Annotated in this window: 19 protein-coding genes and 2 tRNA genes; 6 read left to right on the top strand and 15 right to left on the bottom strand. The window is 42.7% G+C overall.

Annotated elements, in window-relative coordinates; translation table 11 throughout:
- Positions 1-15: 15 nt before the first annotated feature.
- From HB679_RS05235 to HB679_RS05190, 10 genes are all read right to left on the bottom strand, one after another.
- Positions 16-1,224, bottom strand: coding sequence for an efflux RND transporter periplasmic adaptor subunit (locus HB679_RS05235; RefSeq protein ID WP_214070876.1), 1,209 nt, complete (start codon positions 1,222-1,224; stop codon positions 16-18).
- Complete coding sequence (locus HB679_RS05230; RefSeq protein ID WP_214070875.1) at positions 1,217-2,464, bottom strand: HlyD family efflux transporter periplasmic adaptor subunit; 1,248 nt, start codon at positions 2,462-2,464, stop codon at positions 1,217-1,219. Before HB679_RS05230 ends, HB679_RS05235 begins: the two co-directional genes overlap by 8 nt.
- Positions 2,451-3,674, bottom strand: a complete 1,224-nt coding sequence (locus HB679_RS05225; RefSeq protein ID WP_214070874.1) for a TolC family protein — start codon at positions 3,672-3,674, stop codon at positions 2,451-2,453. The genes HB679_RS05230 and HB679_RS05225 overlap by 14 nt, the downstream gene beginning before the upstream one ends.
- Complete coding sequence (locus tag HB679_RS05220) at positions 3,674-5,566, bottom strand: efflux RND transporter permease subunit (protein WP_214070873.1); 1,893 nt, start codon at positions 5,564-5,566, stop codon at positions 3,674-3,676. The genes HB679_RS05225 and HB679_RS05220 overlap by 1 nt, the downstream gene beginning before the upstream one ends.
- The gene (locus tag HB679_RS05215; RefSeq protein ID WP_214070872.1) at positions 5,563-6,837 is read right to left on the bottom strand and encodes an efflux RND transporter permease subunit; all 1,275 of its coding nucleotides are present in this window, start codon (positions 6,835-6,837) and stop codon (positions 5,563-5,565) included. The genes HB679_RS05220 and HB679_RS05215 overlap by 4 nt, the downstream gene beginning before the upstream one ends.
- A 47-nt stretch (positions 6,838-6,884) precedes the next feature.
- Positions 6,885-7,133 carry a heavy metal-binding domain-containing protein gene (locus HB679_RS05210; protein WP_255547536.1) on the bottom strand — a complete coding sequence of 83 codons (249 nt, stop codon included), beginning with the start codon at positions 7,131-7,133 and terminating at the stop codon, positions 6,885-6,887.
- Positions 7,134-7,253: 120 nt separating this feature from the next.
- Positions 7,254-7,571, bottom strand: a complete 318-nt coding sequence (locus HB679_RS05205) for a hypothetical protein (RefSeq protein WP_214070871.1) — start codon at positions 7,569-7,571, stop codon at positions 7,254-7,256.
- A 262-nt stretch (positions 7,572-7,833) separates the two neighbouring features.
- Positions 7,834-7,918, bottom strand: a tRNA-Leu gene (locus HB679_RS05200).
- Positions 7,919-7,969: 51 nt separating this feature from the next.
- Positions 7,970-8,042: transfer RNA gene (locus HB679_RS05195), tRNA-Gly, on the bottom strand.
- Between the two features lie 105 nt (positions 8,043-8,147).
- Positions 8,148-8,630, bottom strand: a complete 483-nt coding sequence (locus HB679_RS05190) for a RecX family transcriptional regulator (RefSeq protein WP_214070870.1) — start codon at positions 8,628-8,630, stop codon at positions 8,148-8,150.
- 59 nt (positions 8,631-8,689) lie between these two features.
- Between HB679_RS05190 and HB679_RS05185 the strand changes: the two genes are divergently transcribed.
- Positions 8,690-11,152, top strand: coding sequence for a bifunctional UDP-N-acetylmuramoyl-tripeptide:D-alanyl-D-alanine ligase/alanine racemase (locus HB679_RS05185; RefSeq protein ID WP_214070869.1), 2,463 nt, complete (start codon positions 8,690-8,692; stop codon positions 11,150-11,152).
- Between the two features lie 17 nt (positions 11,153-11,169).
- Positions 11,170-11,763, top strand: a complete 594-nt coding sequence (locus HB679_RS05180) for a DUF502 domain-containing protein (protein WP_214070868.1) — start codon at positions 11,170-11,172, stop codon at positions 11,761-11,763.
- On the opposite strand, the gene HB679_RS05175 is transcribed toward HB679_RS05180, so the two are convergent.
- Positions 11,737-13,032, bottom strand: coding sequence for a TCR/Tet family MFS transporter (locus tag HB679_RS05175; protein WP_214070867.1), 1,296 nt, complete (start codon positions 13,030-13,032; stop codon positions 11,737-11,739). The genes HB679_RS05180 and HB679_RS05175 overlap by 27 nt on opposite strands.
- 44 nt (positions 13,033-13,076) lie before the next feature.
- Positions 13,077-14,303, bottom strand: coding sequence for a TCR/Tet family MFS transporter (locus HB679_RS05170; RefSeq protein WP_214070866.1), 1,227 nt, complete (start codon positions 14,301-14,303; stop codon positions 13,077-13,079).
- Between the two features lie 119 nt (positions 14,304-14,422).
- Between HB679_RS05170 and HB679_RS05165 the strand changes: the two genes are divergently transcribed.
- Positions 14,423-15,013: a TlpA disulfide reductase family protein gene (locus HB679_RS05165; protein WP_214070865.1), complete on the top strand. Its 591-nt coding sequence runs from the start codon at positions 14,423-14,425 to the stop codon at positions 15,011-15,013.
- Positions 15,014-15,083: 70 nt separating this feature from the next.
- Here HB679_RS05165 and HB679_RS05160 read toward each other — a convergent pair whose 3' ends face one another.
- Both HB679_RS05160 and HB679_RS05155 read right to left on the bottom strand, forming a co-directional pair.
- Entirely contained in the window at positions 15,084-15,791 is a 708-nt protein-coding gene (locus tag HB679_RS05160; RefSeq protein ID WP_214070864.1) for a TIGR00730 family Rossman fold protein, read from the bottom strand.
- 24 nt (positions 15,792-15,815) lie between these two features.
- Complete coding sequence (locus HB679_RS05155) at positions 15,816-17,300, bottom strand: sodium:solute symporter (protein ID WP_214070863.1); 1,485 nt, start codon at positions 17,298-17,300, stop codon at positions 15,816-15,818.
- 175 nt (positions 17,301-17,475) lie between these two features.
- Here HB679_RS05155 and recR point away from each other — a divergent pair, with 175 nt between their 5' ends.
- Genes recR through HB679_RS05140 form a run of 3 tightly spaced genes read left to right on the top strand, consistent with a single transcriptional unit; the run spans position 17,476 to position 19,728 of the window.
- Positions 17,476-18,093 (top strand): recombination mediator RecR, encoded by a 618-nt coding sequence (gene recR / locus HB679_RS05150; protein WP_214070862.1) that lies wholly within the window; start codon positions 17,476-17,478, stop codon positions 18,091-18,093.
- A 2-nt stretch (positions 18,094-18,095) separates the two neighbouring features.
- Positions 18,096-18,929, top strand: a complete 834-nt coding sequence (locus tag HB679_RS05145) for a glycosyltransferase family 2 protein (protein ID WP_214070861.1) — start codon at positions 18,096-18,098, stop codon at positions 18,927-18,929.
- On the top strand, positions 18,913-19,728 hold the full coding sequence (locus HB679_RS05140) for an SDR family oxidoreductase (RefSeq protein ID WP_214070860.1): 816 nt from the start codon (positions 18,913-18,915) through the stop codon (positions 19,726-19,728). The genes HB679_RS05145 and HB679_RS05140 overlap by 17 nt, the downstream gene beginning before the upstream one ends.
- 1 nt (position 19,729) lies before the next feature.
- On the opposite strand, the gene HB679_RS05135 is transcribed toward HB679_RS05140, so the two are convergent.
- Positions 19,730-20,671, bottom strand: coding sequence for an ion channel (locus HB679_RS05135; RefSeq protein WP_214070859.1), 942 nt, complete (start codon positions 20,669-20,671; stop codon positions 19,730-19,732).
- Positions 20,672-20,744 lie beyond the last annotated feature (73 nt).

Genomic DNA, 20,744 nt, shown 5'->3' with positions numbered 1-20,744 from the left:
TGGATTTGAATTTTTCTACATTTTCATTGCGGCCATATCATCATTACCATTTTTAAAGATCGCCTCACTATTCAATAAATATACACCATTGGTTACGACAACATCACCCGCATTTAAACCCCATAGTACCTGCACATAACTTTGGTTTCCCGAACCCGGTTTGATCATTTTGGGTGAAAAGCTGCCGTCTGAATTTTTGACCCATACCTTGCTGCCTTTGCTATCGGTCAGGATAGCAGAAGCCGGTACAGCTAAAGAACGGACACCGTTTCCGCCAATGGAAATATAAGCCAGCATACCTGGCCGGATCAATCCCTGCGGATTGGGGATGCTTACCCTTATTAAATCCACTTTGGAGGCTTCAGATAATTCGGGGTTGACAAATTCTATTTTACCATTGATCAATGCGCCGTTTAAATCAGGAAAAGAAACACTTACCAGGTCATTTTCTTTATAGATCCCGGCATCACTGGCGTACAATTGTGCTTCTATCCACAAATTATTTAGCGCCTGTGTTTTTAATATAGTCATACCCTCAGTTACATAATCACCTTCGTGAACCGAAATATCGCTAACCGTGCCACCAACTTTACTCAATACGGTTGTCGTGGCCGATACTTTGCCAGAAGCAGCCAGGTTTTTAATCTGTGCAGGAGACAAACCCCATAACTGTAGCTTATTTTCAGCCGAACTGATCAGTTGGCCGTAATCTACATCAGGGTTATGCAACACCTTTTGTTGCTGTTTGGCCAATAGGTATTCCTTTTCGGCTTCCTGCAAATCTTCACTATAAATGGAATAAACAGGTTGTCCTACGGCTATTTTTTCGCCGACTGTCCTTACAAATAATTGCTGTACCCGCCCGGCTATTCTTGCACTTAATTCGGCTGCCGTATTTTCATTGGTAGTTACCGTGCCAGTCAGCGTTTTTTCGTTGCCGGTATTTTCATTTCTAACGGTATCTGTTTGGATATTCGCTAACTGAAGCTGAGTTGCCGTTAGAGTTATCTTATCGGAATTGATGCCGCTTGTACCCGTAAGTTCCACCTTAATTAGTTTCATGCCGCAAATGGGGCAATTGCCGGGCTTTTCCTCATGAACCTGGGGGTGCATAGAGCAGGTATAATAAGCTTTACTTTGCTTTATGGCTACCTGCTGCGGCTTTTGCTTGCAGGCAGCAATCCCTAAAATTAAGAGTAGTACTAATATTTTCAATTTATTCATGGCTTTGCGTTTTAATAAAGCTTTCGCTGTCTGTTAAATATTGGGCGTTCGATGCCAGGCTATCGGTACCAGCTAAACCCTTTGTAATTTGTATTTGTGTGCCATTTACTAAACCTGTATTAACCTGGTGTGCCTGGTAGACCGCGCCCTTTTTTAGCCATACGATTTGTGTCCGGCCCAAATCAACCAATGCAGATCGCGGTATCCATAGCCCCTTTGTTCGCCCGGTTTGTATTTCGGCTTTGACCAGGCTGTTTACTTTCAAGGTATGCTCCATATTGTCTACATAAACCCGGATACTCGTTGTCTTATCACCATCCTGTAAAACAGGTTCTATAAAATTAACCTTTCCATTTAGTATTTTTCCCGGCATATCCGGTAGGGTGATTTTTACCGGCTGGTTTAATTTTAAAGCGGCGATACCAGACCGGTCAATTTTGATGATGGCCCAAAGCTTATGCGGGTTAACTACATTAAATAAAGTTTGTCCTTTTTCAACATACATACCCTCTTTGATCGCTAAGGGCAGGTTATTGGCAAAATCCGAAGCGGCCTTTTGATCTGAACTGCCACCCATCTGGCTGTGCGCTACATCATGCACGTGGCCGTCATAAGGGCTGTAAACTGGCAGGCTGTAAAACGGCTTCCCTGTTTTAATTAGCCGGTTGATCTGTTCACCCGTCATTCCTTGTAACATTAATTTTTGCATGGCCGCATTGAATAAGGCGGTTTCCCGGATTGAATTTTTGCTGATAAAAATTAAGTCTTGCTGCGCGGTAACAAGTTCCGGACTATAAACATCAAAGATACGCTGCCCCTGACGTATCTCCTGGAAAGCATATTTGATATAAAGCTTTTCAATACGCCCTGAAAAACGGGATGCGATGTTGTTAAATGTCCGTGTGTCAAAATCCAGAAAGCCATCTGCAGAGATACTGGCTGTTATTTCCTTTTGTTCAGGTACAATAGCTTTAACCGTGGAAATAACCGAAGAATTAACCGGCTGTAAAACGGTATTCAAACTAATGCCCGCGCCCTCACTGGCCTGGCCTGATTTTTTAACAAGTGTCATGCCGCAAATGGGGCAGCTACCCGGATGATCTTCCAGTATCTGCGGGTGCATGGGGCAGGTATATCTTACCCCGCTTTTTGCCTGAACGGCAATAGGCGCTGGTTTTGGGCTCGAGCAGGCGCTGAGGACTGCGATAAATGTCACCAGGATAACTTTAATTGCTTTCATATTCCCTTTCATAAACTACCTGTAAGGTTAACAATTCCTGCAAGCGGTCTAAAGCTTCCATACGCACCATTTGTAAACTTTTGATGCCATCCAAAACGGAAGGTAAGTCCCCGGTATTTTGGTCGTATGCCAGCAAGGCCGTTTTATAACCGTTTTGCAAAGCAGGTATGATGTTTTGATCGTAGTTTTTTAACTGCCTTTTCTTACTGCTCATATCTGTTCGCAATCCAGCCAGTTTACCTTGTGCCTGGTTTAGTATATCCAGCTTCTTTTGCTGTAGTTCTTCCACTTCGTAGCGGATGCCTTTCAGATTGGCCTTGTATTCTTTTGAGGCCCAGGGAACAATGGGGATCGTTACGGAACCCATCAAAATATATTGATTGGCATACCCGCCATAGCTTTGCATATGCGCCGCCTGTATCCCAAAATCAGGTTTGCGTTTGGCATACTCCATTTGTGCATTTAACTGCTGCAAGTTGATATTCCGGTTAATCCCTTTAATATCGCTTCGGGCATTGGCAAGGGTAGAAGTGTCTGTCATAACTGTTTCGTATTCCTTTAATACATAGCTGGTATCTACCAAAAAGGCCGTCTGCTTATCTCGGTTCATTAAGGTGTTTAGCGTAATATTCTTTTGGTCGATCTCATTCTTGATTTGCTCACGGGTATTATCCAGTTCAAATAATTCTGCTTTGGCCTTATAAATATTGGGCAATTTTTCCTTGCCATAGGTCAGCCGGATATTGGCATCTTTGAGCATGTATTCCAGCAGGCCTTGCGTATGCTGTAACAGCGCCAGTTTTTTTTCCAATACCACACGTTCGTAATAGTATTGCTTAGCCTGGGCGATGAGTTGATTTTTAAGGTAGTTCTTATCTTCCTTTGTTACGTTTGATAAGCCTTTCATATAATCTTCTTTAGCCTTTAGTTTGGCCGGGTTAGTAAACATTTGTTCTGCCTGTATCATAAATGCACCGCCATTTGGACTAAGTTGATAAGGAACCTGGTACTGGCCGGCGCTTAGCTTTGGCACATCCAAACTTTTCGCCCCGGTTGCGTAGGCATCCTGGGCGCGGGCCTTTGCATCAAACGCCATTAAAGCAGGGTTAGCGCCAACACGGGCTAAAACGCTGTCTAAAGGCAGGCGCTGTGCTTTGGCAAAACTAGCCACGCATAGCATTGCTGTTAATATAATCTGATATTTTTTCATTATTCCTTTACCTCCAATACTTCCAGCTTACCATGTTTTTTGAGTTCGTACTCTTTCACCATCAAAAAGATGAGCGGTGTAACTAATAAAATATGGGTGGAAGAAGTTAATACTCCGCCTATCATCGGCAGTACAATAGGCAGCATTACATCACTGCCTGTGCCGGTTGCCCATAGCACCGGCACCAAACCAAACAGGGCGACACAAACCGTCATGAGTTTTGGCCGCAAGCGTTTTACGGCGCCGTTAATTACATAAACACGTAAATCTTCTTTTGTAATCGTTTTTCTTGAATTACCCTTTAAAGCGACTAACTGATGCATGGCATCGTTCAGGTAGATAACCATCACTATACCCGTTTCTACAGCGATACCGAATAAGGCGATAAAACCGACCGCAACGGCAACTGATAAATGCACCCCGAAGAAATAAACCATATACGCACCGCCTATTAAAGCAAACGGTATAGAGATGAGGCTGAAAAATGCTTCGCGGATAGAATGAAATGCGAAATATAAACAGATGAATATGATGATGAGTACAATGGGCAGGATCAGTTTTAAAGTTCTTTCCGCCCTAATCAGGTTTTCATATTGGCCGCTCCATTCCACATAATAGCCTTTTGGCAATGTTTTAATCATGCTGCTGATCCTGTCCTGCGCCTCCTTAACCGTACTGCCCAAATCACGGTTGCGAACATTAAATAATACTGTTCCCCGTAACAAAGCATTTTCTGACTGTATCATGGCCGGGCCATCACTGATCTTGATATCGGCAACCGATGATAAGGGTATGGGGCCGTTGTTAGTTGTTTGCACTAAGGTGCCTTTGATCGCATCCAGGTTATTCCGGTAATCTTGTGCGAAACGCACATTTATACTAAATCGCTGCCTGCCCTCAATGGTTTTGGTTAGGTTCATACCGCCCAAAGCGCTTTCTACCACTTCGTTTACATCATCCACGCTTAAACCGTAACGGCCAATGGCATCCTTATTTACCTGAATATCCAAGTACTTGCCGCCTGTTATCGGGTCAACATATAGGTCTTTTACCCCGTTTATTCCTTGCAAGGACATTTTCATTTGGGTAGCTAAAGCATTGATCGTATCCAGATTTTGGCCGTAAACTTTCAATCCTACATCGGTACGGATACCTGTGGATAACATATTAATGCGGTTAATGATCGGCTGTGTCCAACCATTCACTACGCCGGGTATTTGCAGCTTGGCGTTCAACTCATTGATAATATCTTCCTTCCTGATACCCTTGCGCCATTCGTCTTTTGGTTTCAACAGGATAATGGTTTCCGTCATACTAATGGGCGAATTATCCGTAGCCGTATTCGCCCGGCCCGCTTTACCTAAAACACTTTTTACTTCGGGTATGCTTTTGATGATCTTATCCTGTACCTGCAATAACTGTTTGGCCTGGGCATTGGATACATCCGGTTGGGTAACAGGCATAAACAGGATAGTTCCTTCATCCAACGGCGGCATAAACTCACTGCCTAAAGAAAGCAGTAGGGGTATGCTGATCAATAAGGCAACGATATTAATGACGATGGTAGTTTTACGCCAGGTCACACACCAGTTAAGTATAGGCCGGTATATTTTTTCCAGTCCCCGGTTAAGTGGGTTATGGTCGTCTGTGCGTAGTTTCCCTTTTAGGAAAAAAGAGATCAGCACCGGTGCCAGCGTTACCGCAAGGATGGCATCAATGGCCAGTATAAACGTTTTTGTCCAGGCTAATGGCCCAAACAGCTTGCCTTCTTGTCCTTCCAGTAAAAACACCGGCAGGAAGGAAGCGACAATAATGAGTGTTGAGAAGAACACGCCACGGCCAACCTGCTTGCAGGATGCCTCTATGATTTTAATTCGTTCTGCTGTGGTCATGGCTTTTCTTTTTGTTGTGCTATAGATAAGTTCCTATGCGAGTTTTCAACCATGACGATGCCATTATCTACAATGACGCCAATGGCTAAAGCAATGCCCGTTAATGACATGATATTTGAACTGATACCAAAAGCGTTAAGCAAAATAAAGCTGGCTGCTATGGTAATGGGTATTTGAATAATAATGCTTAAAGCACTGCGCCAGCTAAATAAGAACAGGATAACGATAATGGATACCGTTATCATTTCTTCGATGAGCGTGTGCTTGACCGAATTAACCGCACTTTCGATGAGTTCGCTACGGTCATAAGCAATATTAAAGCTAACACCAGCAGGCAGACCTTTTTGAATATCTGCCATTTTATCCTTGACGGCATGGATCACCTTATCCGCATTTTCGCCAAAGCGCACCACTACGATGCCACCGACCGCTTCGCCGTCACCGTTGCGGTCAAAGATGCCCAGGCGCTCATCGCCGCCCATTTGTACGGCAGCCACATTTTTTATTTTAACCGGAATGGAGTTAATTACCGCAATTGGTATATTTTCGACATCGCCTAAACTTTTGATATAACCCAGGCCGCGAACAATATAGCCGGTGCCGTTCATTTCAAACTTGCGCCCGCCGACATCATTGTTATTGCTCTTAACTGCTTTCAGTACCTGCGCTAAGGGTATGTTATAATAATTAAGCTTATGCGGGTCGATGGTGACCTGGTATTGTTTTTCAAAGCCGCCAAACGAAGCTACTTCACTGACACCGGGAACGGTTTGCAGGCCCAATTTTACATACCAATCCTGTAAGGCACGTTGCTCACCCAAATCCATGCCCTTGGCATCTAAAGTGTACCATAACACGTGGCCTACACCTGTACCATCCGGGCCCAATGTTGGCGTGATGCTCTCGGGCAATAAACGTTGTGCATAGTTCAACCGTTCCAGTACCCGGCTTCGCGCCCAATACAGATCGGCTTTATCATCAAAAACGATATAAATAAAGCTCATTCCAAACATGGAAGTCGCCCGAATGGCTTTTACTTTGGGGATGCCTTGCAGGTTGCTCACCAACGGGTAGGTTACCTGGTCTTCCATGATCTGCGGGCTGCGCCCTTGCCATTCGGTAAATACGATCACCTGATTATCCGACAAATCGGGTATGGCATCAATCGGGTTTTCTTTAACCGCGTAAGCGCCCCAGGCAAATAGGGCAATAGCGGTCAGCAGCACGATATACCTGTTTTTTAACGACAGGCTAATAAGTTGATTAATCATCTTAATGTGTTTAATCAGCCCCCACCATTGACAGGGGCTGATAGGTTTTACATTTTCATGGGTTCAGCTTTCTTCTTCACCGGCTTTTTTTCGACCAGCGTCATACCACATTTTGGGCATTTGCCTGGTTTGTCGCTAATCACTTCCGGGTGCATGGTACAAGTGTATTGTATTTTTGCAACAGGTTTTACCTTTTTTGTTTTGGTAGTATCAGAAACGGGATTGGTTGAATGCGCAGCAAAAACTGTCGCGGCAGAAAACAGGATGGCAACAGCCATCAGCATTACTTTTTTCATGTTGTTAAAAATTGAAAATGAATAAATAACATAGGCAAAAACCTATGCGTGAATTATGAATTAAGATGGATTACAGAGGAAAATATAGCCGATACAGAAATGTTGGCTATAAACTACAGGTCAGATCCTGTAGGCGCAGTTTAAAGTATAGATCGGTATAGCAGGGTTCCCCGGCGGGGCATTGGCCTGATAACCAGTGGGACTATCTTGTTCGGTAAGAATGCTAACCGTAGCCTGGTAAGCAGGTATCGGTAATATAGCAAGAATGGACGGACTTAAAACGGTAGTATTGAACGTAACATGGCTATCTTTTATCTTGAAGCTTTTGGTTTCGTGCTTGCAGCAATTATCCTTATCGGTATGATCTGCCGAAGCATAGGCCAGCGTAACTGAAGTGAGTTTACCGCAGCAATAAAAACGGTTTACCCCGATACCCACAAGGGATAAGAGATAAATGACCGTTAGAAATAGGAGCGTGGTGCGTTTCACAAATCGAAGATAAGTATTAATTAAAAATAATTTTTCATGCAAGCTCCAGGTGCCAATATTTTACTTTCAATAGACATTCGTTGATCGCAACCACTACCGCACTCACGGTCAGTATAGGTCTGAAGGTAGCTAATAGAAAACCCCCTTCACAATTACGCAAAGAGGGTTTCGTTATTTTTACAGTAAAGTTGAGTAGTACTCAGCTTTTTTGTACTCAGAGCGGGAATCGAACCCGCACTCCTTTAACGGGAACAGGATTTTAAGTCCTGCGTGTCTACCAGTTCCACCATCTGAGCAGGTGTATAACCTTTTAACAATTAATCCCTTTCATTGCTGAAAGGGATTAGAGCGAAAGACGAGATTCGAACTCGCGACCCCGACCTTGGCAAGGTCGTGCTCTACCAACTGAGCTACTTTCGCATTGGTATATTTCTTTCCGTTTGGGCTTTAGCATTGCTGCTTTTTGCGTTGCGGAGTGCAAATATAGACAGAAAACAGCGGGATGCAAGATTTTTTTGAATATTTTTATAACTCGCTGGCTTTCAAAACATCCGCTATGATATCACTTTCATAACCACGCCCCATAGCGTATTGCTGAAGTTTGTAGCTGCGTTTAAATGCATCTTTTTCGGCTGTCGTTTTCGCTTTTTTGGCTAAAATATTAGTTAGCATATCGATATAGGCATCGGCATCTATTAATGTGAGCGCTTTTTTTATCAACACATCGGGCACGCGTTTAAACTTAAGTCCTTGTTTGATCTTGATCTTTCCCCAACCTTTTTGACGAAACTTACCCACCGCATAAGCTTTAGCAAAGCGTTCCTCATTTAAAAAACCGGCAGAAATCAATTCCGATATAGTAGCCTCGACCGCGTCTGGCCACAAACCCCAATCGTATAACTTATCCCGCACTTCCTGCTGTGCGCGCTCCTGGTAGGCACAGTAATGTTCGGCTTTGGCGAGGGCTTCTTTTGGGTCGGATATTTTTTTCTTTTGAGGGGTGTCCATCTAAAACCAAAGTTGTTAAAAATTCTTCTATTGACAGAAATATAAGCAATTTAGTACCCATGCTAAGCAATCAATACGCAATTACAGAAGTTAAGCAAATCATTAATGCCGATGGAGAGATCATCAGCGACGATATGGTCAGTATCCTATTGACAGATAGCCGCAAGATCAATACCGGCTCAGAAGGCCTTTTTTTTGCCTTGAGCGGACGGCGCAATGGTCACGAGTTTATTGCCGAGGCCTTTGCCGCCGGGGTACGTAATTTTGTGGTAAAAGAAGGTCCGGAGATCAAACTCCCCGGTGCCAATTTTTTGATTGTTTATGATGTATTGGAAGCCCTGCAAACTCTAACCCGTCATCACCGAGAACGTTTTAATTTACAGGTGATTGGCATTACCGGCAGCAACGGCAAAACCATAGTAAAAGAATGGTTGTACCAGTTAATGGCTGCCGATAAAAATATCGTACGTAACCCTAAAAGCTATAATTCGCAAATTGGTGTACCGCTATCGGTTTGGCAGATCAATGAGAAAAGCGATCTGGGCATATTCGAAGCCGGGATCTCATTACCCGGCGAGATGGACAGACTTGAAGCCATTATCAAACCAGGCATCGGCGTGTTAACCCACTTAGGTACAGCGCACGACGAAGGTTTTGAAAATACTCGTGCAAAAGTTTTGGAAAAACTGAGGCTCTTTAAACATTGCTCGCTGCTGATCCACAACTACGATCAGTTGATCGACTACCCAAAGGACATCCCGGCAACTACGCGCTTTACCTGGAGCCGCAACTTTAAACAGGTAGACCTGTATGTTTTCAGCGAGACCATTATCAAGAAAAATTACTACCTGCGTGCGCAATACAAAGGAGAAGAGATTGAGTGCTTGATACCATTCCTCGATCAGGCATCGGTCGAAAATGCCATCATTTGCTGGGCAACATTGCTGGCTCTTGGTTATTCGCCTGCCGATACGGATAAACGCCTGGAGCGCCTGAATCCGGTAAGCATGCGTCTGGAGTTAAAGACGGGTATTAATGATTGCTCAGTAATTGACGATACCTATAACTCTGATATCCATTCCCTGGAGATAGCGCTCGACTTTCTAAATCAGCAAAATCAGCATAACAAAAAGACGCTGATCTTATCAGAAATCTACCAGTCGGGTTTGCAGGAAGATGCGTTGTATAAGCAGGTTGCTACATTGGTCAAATCAAAGAAAGTTGACAAGTTTATTGGTGTAGGCAAGGCCCTGGTAAAGCATCAGGATTACTTTGATATCTCCGAAAAATACTTTTATGCCGATACTACAGAACTGCTCAATAATCTGCTAACCGTAGGCTTTAAGAGCGAAACGATATTAATCAAAGGATCACGGAGTTTTGAGTTTGAGCGGGTGAGCCGTGCGCTGGTACAAAAAACGCATGAAACGGTGATGGAGATTAACCTTAACGCCATGCTCAATAACCTGAACTATTATAAGTCACAGCTAAAACCCGGGGTTAAGCTAATGGCGATGGTCAAAGCTTTTAGTTATGGCAGCGGCACTTTCGAGTTGGCTAATGTATTGCAATATAATAAGGTGGATTATCTGGCGGTGGCTTATACTGATGAAGGCGTCGGTCTGCGTCAGGCGGGTATCAGCATGCCTATTATGGTGATGAACGCCGAGCAATCGGCTTTTGATAAATTAACCGAATATAAGTTAGAACCTGTGTTATATAGCTTTGGTTTGTATGACGACTTTATCAAATACGTACAGCAAAACGATATTGTAAATTACCCCGTGCATTTAAAAGTCGATACAGGTATGCGTCGCCTGGGTTTTGAGCCTTTGGATGTTGAGCTGCTTTGCGATTTATTAGAAGAGAATAAGTTTGTGCGAATTGTATCTATTTATTCGCATCTCGCAGCAAGCGAGGCATCGGAGCATGATGAATTTACACAGAGCCAAATTGATAAATTTGAAAAAGCGACTAAAGAGATTGAAGATTGCCTTGGCTATAGCGTGATCAAGCATATCTTAAACACATCCGGTATAACCCGCTGGCATGCAGCGCAGTTTGATATGGTGAGACTGGGCATAGGACTGTATGGTATCGACGCTGCTGTTCCGGCTGACAATGCAGCGTTGCAGCCTATCACTACTTTAAAAACAAGCGTGTCGCAGGTGAAAAAGATCGTCGCGGGAGAGACTGTGGGCTATGGTCGTAAAGGCGTGATGCAGCGCGACGGTAGAATAGCCACCGTACGTATTGGTTATGCCGACGGCTATTTGCGTGCGTTTGGTAATGGAGTAGGCAAAATGTATGTTAATGGCGTGATGGCGCCAACAATAGGCAACATAGCCATGGATATGTGTATGATTGATGTAACCGATACCGACGCCAAAGAGGGGGATGAGGTGGTTGTTTTTAACGACCAGCATCGCATTGAAGATTTGGCAACCCAGATTGGCACCATTCCGTATGAAATATTAACTAATATTTCGCAGCGCGTAAAAAGGGTGTATTTTTACGAATAAGATTTTTGCTGCTCATTATGAAAAGTTTAGCCCGTGCCCTCTTAAATTATTTCTTTAAAGGATTGATCGTCGTAGTGCCGATCGGGGCGGCGGCGTTTTTGATTTTCTGGGCGGTATCAAGCATTGATGGTGCGCTGAATCTTAGCGATGTTTTATGGACAGATAGCCACGGCAAGCCCTTACATATTCCTGGCTTAGGCATCCTCAATGTATTGGTAATTATTATGATTGCCGGTATTTTGGTTACCAATGTCATTACCGATCCTATTAAACGCTGGACAAAACGCTGGCTTAACCGTTTGCCTTTCTTTAATTTTCTTTATTCATCCATAAAAGATCTGACAGAAGCTTTTGTAGGCGACGAAAAGAAATTCAGCGAAGCGGTTATTGTTGAAGTGAATGAATTTGGCTTAAAAAAGATTGGCTTCCTGGTGCAAAAAGATCTGAATAGCTTGGGCCTGCCGGGCGAGGTTGCTGTTTATTTTCCATATTCATACTCGTTTGCGGGGCAGGTGGTTATTGTGGCTAAAGATAAAGTTAAGCCGATTGATAAAAACGCTGCCGATATGATGAAGTTTGTAATATCAGGTGGTGTGAGTGGGCTTGACTGATTTTGCTTTTTTAACCGGCTTCCTGAAATTTTTTATAGCCAAAAAAACACTGATCAGCATCAATACAGCTGCCAGTAAATATGGCGCACCCGGAAAATAAGCATCAGAGCCTTTTTTGGTAAAGAAGAAAAATACATAACTAAACACAAGCGGCCCGATGATAAGGCTGATGCTGTTTAAAATGGCAAATGCTCCCTGTAATTCACCTTGCTCATTTTTAGCTACTTCATCGCTGGCTATGCTTTGTAAAGCAGGGCCAGACAAACCGCCGAGACAATAAGGTATCATACACAAATAAAGCATCCATCCTTTACCGGCTATTGCAATTAGCGCTAAACCAATAGCGTAAAATATTAATCCTGCTATTATATTTTTTTTCTGGCCGAATTTAGGTATCGTATATCGTATCAAGCCTGCCTGTATCCCGAATAAAACCAAACCGATAAATAATCCCAGTGTACCTACACTTGCCGGTGTCCAGTCAAATTTTTCGTAAATAAAAGTTGATAACAAGTACTCAACAGCCTTTTGAGCTATATAAATAATAGCTGTAGCAGTTAATAAACCTGCAAGAGCAGGTTCTTTTTTATAAATGCGTTGTAAAGATAGGAGTGGGTTGGCACGGTTCCATTCAAATTTTCTCCTGTTTTCCTTAGATAGTGATTCGGGCAGCACAAATAATCCGTATAAAGCATTACCTAAAGCAAAAGCGGCTGCGGCCATAAAGGGTAACCTGATATTGATGGCAAAAAGATACGCTCCTAAAGCAATTCCGAATATCAACCCGATGGCTGAAGCTGCACCAACAAGGCCGAAATTAGCCGTGCGTTTATTGCCGGTGCTGATATCGGCAATATAAGCAGTCGCAGTAGACGTGCTTGCACCACAAATACCCGCTATGATACGGCCAACAAATAGCCAGGCTATCGTAGGTGCAAAGGCCATAACCGCATAATCCAGGCCGAATCCAAATAAAGAGATCAGTAAAATTGGCCGGCGGCCGTAACGGTCACTAAGGTTACCCATGATGCTGGCAAATATCAGCTGCATAGAAGCATAAACAAAAGTAAGCCAGCCAATATACTCGGAAGCCTTGTTCACATTGATGTGGCCCAGGGTTTGAAGCAATTTAGGTAATACAGGGATAATGATGCCCAACCCCAGTACATCAACAAAAATGGTAATGAAAATAAAACCCAGCGCTGCCGACCGTTTAGTTGTTGTTACGTTTTTAGTTAATTTCTTTAAAGGTGATAGCTTGTCGGGCATAGATGTGTTTTAGTACGAATTAGAAGTTTGTATAACCAATAAATTTAATTTGTGTTTCTTTTAAAACTTCTCACTGCTAGCAGCACACTTAACAACATTAAAAATGAACCTAGTATAAACGGGGCACCAGGCAAATACAACGGCGTACCAGCCTTGGTAAACTTATAAAAAAGATAGGTCATTATCCATGGTCCAAATATGGCGCTTAAGCTTGCCAGGCTGGTCAATGCACCCTGTAGTTCGCCTTGTTCGTTGGCCGGTACCTGCTCTGTCATAATCCCCTGTAATGCCGGGCCGGCAATGCCTCCTAAGGCATACGGAATCATAAAGGCAAACATCATCCAGCCTTTAGTAGCGAAGGCAAATAACAGCAAACCTATAGCGTAAAAAGATAAACCGATCCATATACTGCGTTGCTGCCCCAATTTAGGTATGGCTATACGGATTAATCCGCCCTGAACTGCAGCTATTGTTAGTCCTACAAAACCTAAAGAATAACCTACCCAGGCCTCGTTCCATTTAAACTTGGTCATGGTGTAAAACGTCCAAACACTCTGTACAGACTGCGCTGCAAAGTATACCAGGAATAACGATGCTGCTAATCCTAATACGGCGGGATATTTGTTTAACTGCAATAATGAACCTAGCGGATTAGCGCGTCGTAACTCAAACGGGCGACGATGTGCTTTATCTAACGATTCGGGCAATACAAAATAGCCGTAAGTTGCATTTAATAATGCTAAAACTGCTGCCGCAATAAATGGCAGATGCGTGCTGTATTTGCCCAAGATCCCACCAATTACCGGGCCTACAATAAATCCCAAACCAAAAGCAACGCCAATCATCCCGAAATTTTGTGCGCGTTTTTCTGGCGTACTCACGTCGGCAATATAAGCCGATGCAGTAGTAAAGCTGGCGCCCGTTATGCCGGCAATAGCCCGGCCTAAAAACAGCCAGCCAATGCTTGGCGCAAAAGCTAAAAACATATAATCAATACCGAACCCTAGTAATGAACCTAACAAAACCGGGCGACGGCCATACTTATCGCTTAAATTACCCAGCACCGGTGCAAATATAAATTGCATAACAGCATAGGCTAACGTAAGCAAACCAGCATAGCGCGAGGCATCGCTTAAGTTACCATGAATAAGTGTTTGGATGAGTTTAGGTAATACCGGGATAATGATCCCTAAGCCAGTTACGTCAATCAATAAGGTTACAAAAATAAAGCCCAAAGCGGCTTGCTTTTTTGATTTTACAGGTTGGTCCATCTTTGCAAAATAAATAAAACTATGCTGAAAAGCCTGTTAAATAATTATTAAATCTTTTTGCGGGCGATAATATGTTTTGTGTAAATTAGTGTTTATAAACTCCTTATCTCATTAAACCTATGAAAAAGTTAAGCGTACTAATAGTTGGCGCAAGTTTATTTTGCATGCAGCAGGTAATAGCGCAAAGTACCCCGGAATTGATTACTAATCAGCCTGCACCGGTTTTTCAGCTGAAAGATATGGAAGGGAAGACTGTTTCCTTAGACGATTATAAAGGCAAAGTAGTAGTGGTCGATTTTTGGGCCACCTGGTGTGGGCCGTGCAAAATGTCGTTTCCGGGCATGCAAATGGCTTTGGATAGGTATAAAGATGATAAAGACGTGCAATTTTTATTTATAGATACCCGTGAAAAAACGGCAGATTATAAAGATCTGGCTAAAAGCTTCCTGGCTGAAAATCATTATACCTTTAAGGTGATTTTTGATGAGAACGGTGCCGATGGTGTTCAAAACAAGTTTATAAAAATCTATAAAGTCCCCGGTATCCCCACTAAGTTTATTATTGATCGTGACGGGATAGTGAGGTTTGAGCGGATTGGCTATATGTCTGGCATGAGCAACGAAGACCTGGCTAATGAAGTGGCCGAAATGATTGAGAAAGCTAAAAAGCCTGCAGAAGCAGAAGGTGATACAACGGCTAAAGGTAAATAAATACACCTAATATTAACCAAAAGCGTCATTGCAGATAATCCAATGACGCTTTTTGGTTGTGCCAACTTGCTTAGAAATTCGGTTTCAATACATATTTCTCGTAGAAACGGAAGATATGCTCAACAGCTTCTTCGGCAGTATCAACTACGCGATATAAATTCAAATCATCTGGATGGATATTATGTTCCTGGTTCAACATTTTCTCGGTGATCCAGTTAAATAAACCGCTCCAGTATTCAACGCCAACAAATACAATAGGGAAGCGGGCTATCTTACCGGTTTGAATCAGGGTGATTGCTTCAAATGATTCATCCAGCGTTCCGAAACCACCGGGTAATACGATAAAGCCTTGCGAATATTTCATGAACATTACCTTGCGGATGAAGAAGTAATCAAACTCCAATACCTTATCGCGGTCGATGTATTTGTTGTGGAACTGCTCAAACGGTAATTCAATATTTAAACCTACAGATTTGCCACCGGCTTCGTAGGCTCCTTTATTGGCAGCTTCCATGATACCCGGTCCACCGCCTGATATTACGCCATAACCACGCTCTGTAAGCAAGCGGGCGGTGTCTTCTGCCAGTTTATAGTAAGGGTTATCGTTCTTAGTACGTGCCGATCCGAAGATAGAAACACATGGACCTATCTTGGCCAGTTTCTCAAAGCCGTCTACAAACTCGGCCATTATTTTAAATATCTGCCAGGAATCGGTTACTTTAATTTCCTGCCAGTCTTTATTATCAAACGCGTGTCTTATTTTTTCTTCACCAGTCATTATCTTATCTTAAAAGTATTATAATTAAGCAATTGCTGCTTTTGTTTTAGTTGTTGATGTAAGCAGTAATCCTGCAAATGTAATTAATCCGTTCACCAGGATAAGCTCATTGTCAAATGTGTATCCAAAAAGTTGCGCCGAGTGTGTACTCAGGTAAAAGCATATCGCCGGAGATATAACGCAAATGAATGGCACAAGCTTATCTCTAACCTGTCTGCCACCCCAAAATATCCCGAACGAATAAAGACCCAGTAAAGGCCCGTAAGTGTAGGATGCAACTTTAAATATCGCGCTAACTACTGCATCATTGTTTATCGCGTTAAAAACAATGATGGTTAAAAACATCGCGCCAGAAAAAGCTATGTGGACGTAATGTCGTACGTTTACCATTTTTTTACTATTAACATCTTTGCCCTTGTTAAAGTTCAGGAAATCTACACAAAACGAGGTGGTTAAAGCTGTCAGGGCCGAGTCGGTTGTGGCAAAGGTAGCAGCTGTTAATCCTAACATAAAAACAATAGCCGGCACAATACCCAGATATTTTAGAGCGATGGTTGGATATAAGTAATCTGTTTTAACAGGTACGGTAATGCCATTTTTGGTAGCATACAAATAGAGCAATGCACCTACACTCAAAAAGAAAATATTAATCACCACAAAAACAGCAGTAAAGCTGAACATATTCTTTTGCGCTTCGCGGATGTTCGACAAGCTTAGATTTTTCTGCATCAGGTCCTGATCAAGCCCGGTCATGCCCACCGTAATGAACAAACCACCAATAAACTGCTTGGTTATGTGGAAATGACTCGTCATGAAATTGTTAAAGAAAAAGATCTTGGAGTAGCTGCTGTTTTTGATTGCGTCGGCCGCTTCAAAAACATTCATATGCATACTGCGACAAATGAAGAATATCGACAGGAAAACAGAAGACACCAGGAACAGTGTTTGCAAGCTATCAGTGATGATAATGGTTTTCAAGCCACCTCTAAAGGTATAGGCCCATATCAGCAGTAAACAAATTAGAACCGTAACCGCGAAGGGGATACCGTAGCTATCAAAAATAAACCGCTGCAAAACAATTACTACCAGATACAATCTAAACGCAGAACCAATTATCCGGCTGATCAAGAAAATGCCCGCGGCAGTTTTATAACTCCAGGTGCCTAAAGCGTGTTCAATATAGCTGTAAATAGAAGTCAGCTTCATGCGGTAATACAATGGCAATAGTACCGTGGCTATGATGATAAATCCTGCTGCATTACCCAATATAAATTGAAAATACTCAAACTGATCACCACTTGGAGCGCCAACCTTACCCGGAACGGATATAAATGTTACCCCACTTAAAGCAGTTCCAATCATCCCGAAGGCTACAAGGTACCATTTAGAGTTACGGTTAGCTACAAAGAAGGTATCATTGTCTGATGATTTGCGCGACGTGAGCCACGATATAACCAATAACACGAGGAAATAACCAATAATGAAGGATAATAATACTCCTGGTGACATTTATTTAAGTTTACATCCCCACGCGTCATTGCGAGGAACGAAGCAATCTCTACACTTGCTATTCGAATCTATTAACTAATTGCGCAGAGATTGCTTCGTTCCTCGCAATGACGATTTGTGTAGGCAATCGCAAATGTATTACGGCGATTTACCTATTATTTTTTAAATTCGCAATATGAACTTTTCGTCGAAGCTGTTGGAGAATGCGGTAGCAGAATTTGCAAAATTACCGGGTGTGGGTCAGAAAACGGCTTTGCGTTTGGTGCTGCACCTGCTTAACCAGGACAAGGAAGAAGTACAAAAGTTTAGCAGCGCTATAACCAAATTGCGTAACGAGATCCGCTTTTGCGAAACCTGCCATAATATTTCCGACCTGCCAGTTTGCGAAATTTGCTCGTCGCACAAGCGCGATCATAGCCTGATCTGTGTAGTTGAGGATACGCGCGATGTGATGGCTATTGAAAACACCAGTCAGTATAACGGCGTATATCATGTGTTAGGTGGGTTAATTTCGCCAATGGATGGCGTAGGCCCATCTGATTTGCAGGTAGATTCATTAGTTGAGCGCTTAAAAAATGATGAAGTTAAAGAAGTTATCTTCGCGTTAAGCGCTACCATGGAAGGCGACACTACCATTTTCTATCTGCACAAAAGATTAAAACAATTCAACATTAGTATCTCAACAATAGCCCGTGGCATAGCCTTTGGAGGAGAATTGGAGTACGTAGACGAGATCACCTTAGGTCGGTCTATTGCTACACGTGTTCCGTATGAAAATTCTTTATCCAGGTAAGTATGAAACTATCGGTAATTGTAGTTAATCACAACCGCTGTGATTTGCTGAAACTTGCGCTAAATTCTTTAATTAAAGCCACCAATGGCCTTGATTGTGAGTTGATTATAGTTGACAATGCATCGACAGATAACTCTGTTGAAATGCTTCATGCTGATTACCCGGATATCAGATTGGTTGCCAATACCATAAACGAAGGCGTGGCAAAAGCTGGTAATCAGGGCATTGAGGTGTCCAGAGGAGAGTATATTTTACTGGTCAATGCGGATACTATTTGCGGCAAAGATACTTTAGCTAAAGTGTTGGAGTTTATGGATCTGCATAAAGATGCCAGTGGATTAAGCGTCAGAATGTTAGGTGCACAGGGAAGCTTCATTCCCGAGTCAAATAGAGGTTTGACAAAATCGTGGATAACTTTCTTTAAACTAATAGGTTTCGCCAAGAATTTTCAAAAGACCCGTCTTTCAGACCGTAATCATAAAGCCTGGGTAGAAGAGTTTCAAACTTCTGAGATTGATATCCTGAATGATGGCTTTATGCTGATCCGTAAATCTGTTTTGAGCGATGTTGGTTTATTTGACGAACGCTTTATACAATACGGACATAATATCGATTTGTCATACCGTATGCGTTTAGCCGGCTTCAAAAATTTCTACTTCCCAAAAACATATATCATTAACTTAAAAAGCGGTGATACCCCTAAATTTAGCTGGCACTACATAAAGAATTTTTATGGCGCTATGCTTATCTTCGCGGCCAAGTACCTGTTCAGATTGCCTGAAATAACTATAGAAGGCATGCAGGTTTACCCGGCTGCTTATGAAGTTGAACAATAAGATCGTTATTATAACCGGCGCCTCATCAGGCATAGGTAAATCATTAGCTCATGAATTTGCCCGTAGAGGTGCTAACCTGGTGTTGGCTGCAAGGCAATACGTTACTTTGTGCGAGCTGGCACAAGAGTTGCAGGATAAATACCAGATCAAAGCCCTCGCTGTGCAATGCGACGTTACTGTCGAGAATGATTGCGCCCATCTGGTCAATCAAGCTAAATTAACTTTCGGAAAAATTGACATCCTGATCAATAACGCGGGTATCTCTATGCGTGCCTTATTTAAGGATGTAGATGTACAGGTGTTAAAAACCTTAATGGACGTTAATTTTTGGGGTATGGTGTATTGCACCAAATACGCCTTGCCTGAAATTATCCAAACACAGGGATCAATAGTGGGTGTATCATCTATAGCCGGCTACAAAGGTTTGCCGGGCCGCACCGGTTACTCGGCATCTAAATTTGCCATGAATGGTTTCCTGGATTCATTAAGAGTGGAGAACTTAAAGACCGGCGTTCACGTAATGACGGCCTGCCCGGGTTTTACTGCTTCAAACATCCGCAACACGGCTTTAAATAAAGACGGTAACCAACAGGGCGAGAGTTCTTTACATGAGGAGAAAATGATGACCTCTGAAGAAGTTGCAAAAATAATTGCCGATGGGGTAGAGAAACGCGGGCGTACACTCATCATGACCGGGCAGGGCAAATTGACTGTATTGCTTAGCAAAATTATCCCGGCTATTTTAGATAAGCTGGTGTATAATGTGTTTACCAAAGAGAAAGATCCGCTGTTGAAATAGTTTATAACTCTATCAGCTCGTGATCATCTATCTTATCCAAATTCAACAGTAGTTTACCTTCTTCATCACGGTCGAACGCCGGTTTAAATTTGGCGCCCCAAACCATTTCATCATGCATGTATGAGGTTCGGGAGTGCACCGTTTGCGAAAAGGTATCGTCAAAAGCTTTTAGCAATACTGCAAAGGTGGCGCCTGTTTCTTTCAGGTTTTCCAGTGTAATATCTCTCAAGGGGCTATTATCATCCAGCGGGTGTACTATAGTCCAGCTTAGGGTGAGGATACTTACTTTCTTGCGTTCCAGATCCAGGGATACAAAGCGGCGTTCAAGTTTGCCGTTCACATCTTCGTTATAAGAGAAGATCAACTCCATATTCAGGTCTATCAACGTATTGCGGCGCAAGTTGGTTAGTCTGAACATCAAAGCTTTACCTCCCTGATAAGGCGCCACTAATAAATGTTGACTGTATTTGATCTTGGCCGATGGTTTTGAAAAACGCCCGTATAATAAACCTGTAGCTAAAGCGAAAGCCAATAAACCCATCATCGATTCAAAAGCTGCAACCGTATTCGCAGCCATACCATGCGGACTAATATGCCCATAACCTACAGTAGATATAGTTTGCGCCGAGAAGAAGAACGCATCCATGAATTGATGAAAAAAATCGGCGCCAGAAGTGCCATCCAAAGTGCCAGGCCCAAGCGATACATAGATAAAAGCAAATCCGATGTTGGCTATTAAGTACCCTGTAAGCACTATCAGCCAAAACTTAAACCAGTTCATAGTGATTAAAGAATGGTAAGTATTGGCGGTATTAAAAAAAGGCAAACCTTTACGATTTACGTTGATAGACCCATCCTGGTTAATAAGGCGCTGGTTAACAACGGCCTTGGTGCCAAAGCCAAGATCATCTTCCGGGTTAAATTTGCTTTTGTGTATCACCATTTTTTGTTAGTAAGGGGTTGATTAAACAACTTTTTGTAAAAATATTATTCTGCTTGCTTTTAGAAAAAACTAT

The sequence above is a fragment of the Mucilaginibacter sp. dw_454 genome, assembly GCF_018449775.1.
Classification (GTDB): domain Bacteria; phylum Bacteroidota; class Bacteroidia; order Sphingobacteriales; family Sphingobacteriaceae; genus Mucilaginibacter.
Note: the sequence above shows the minus strand (reverse complement) of the source record. Positions and strands in the feature narration are given on the sequence as shown.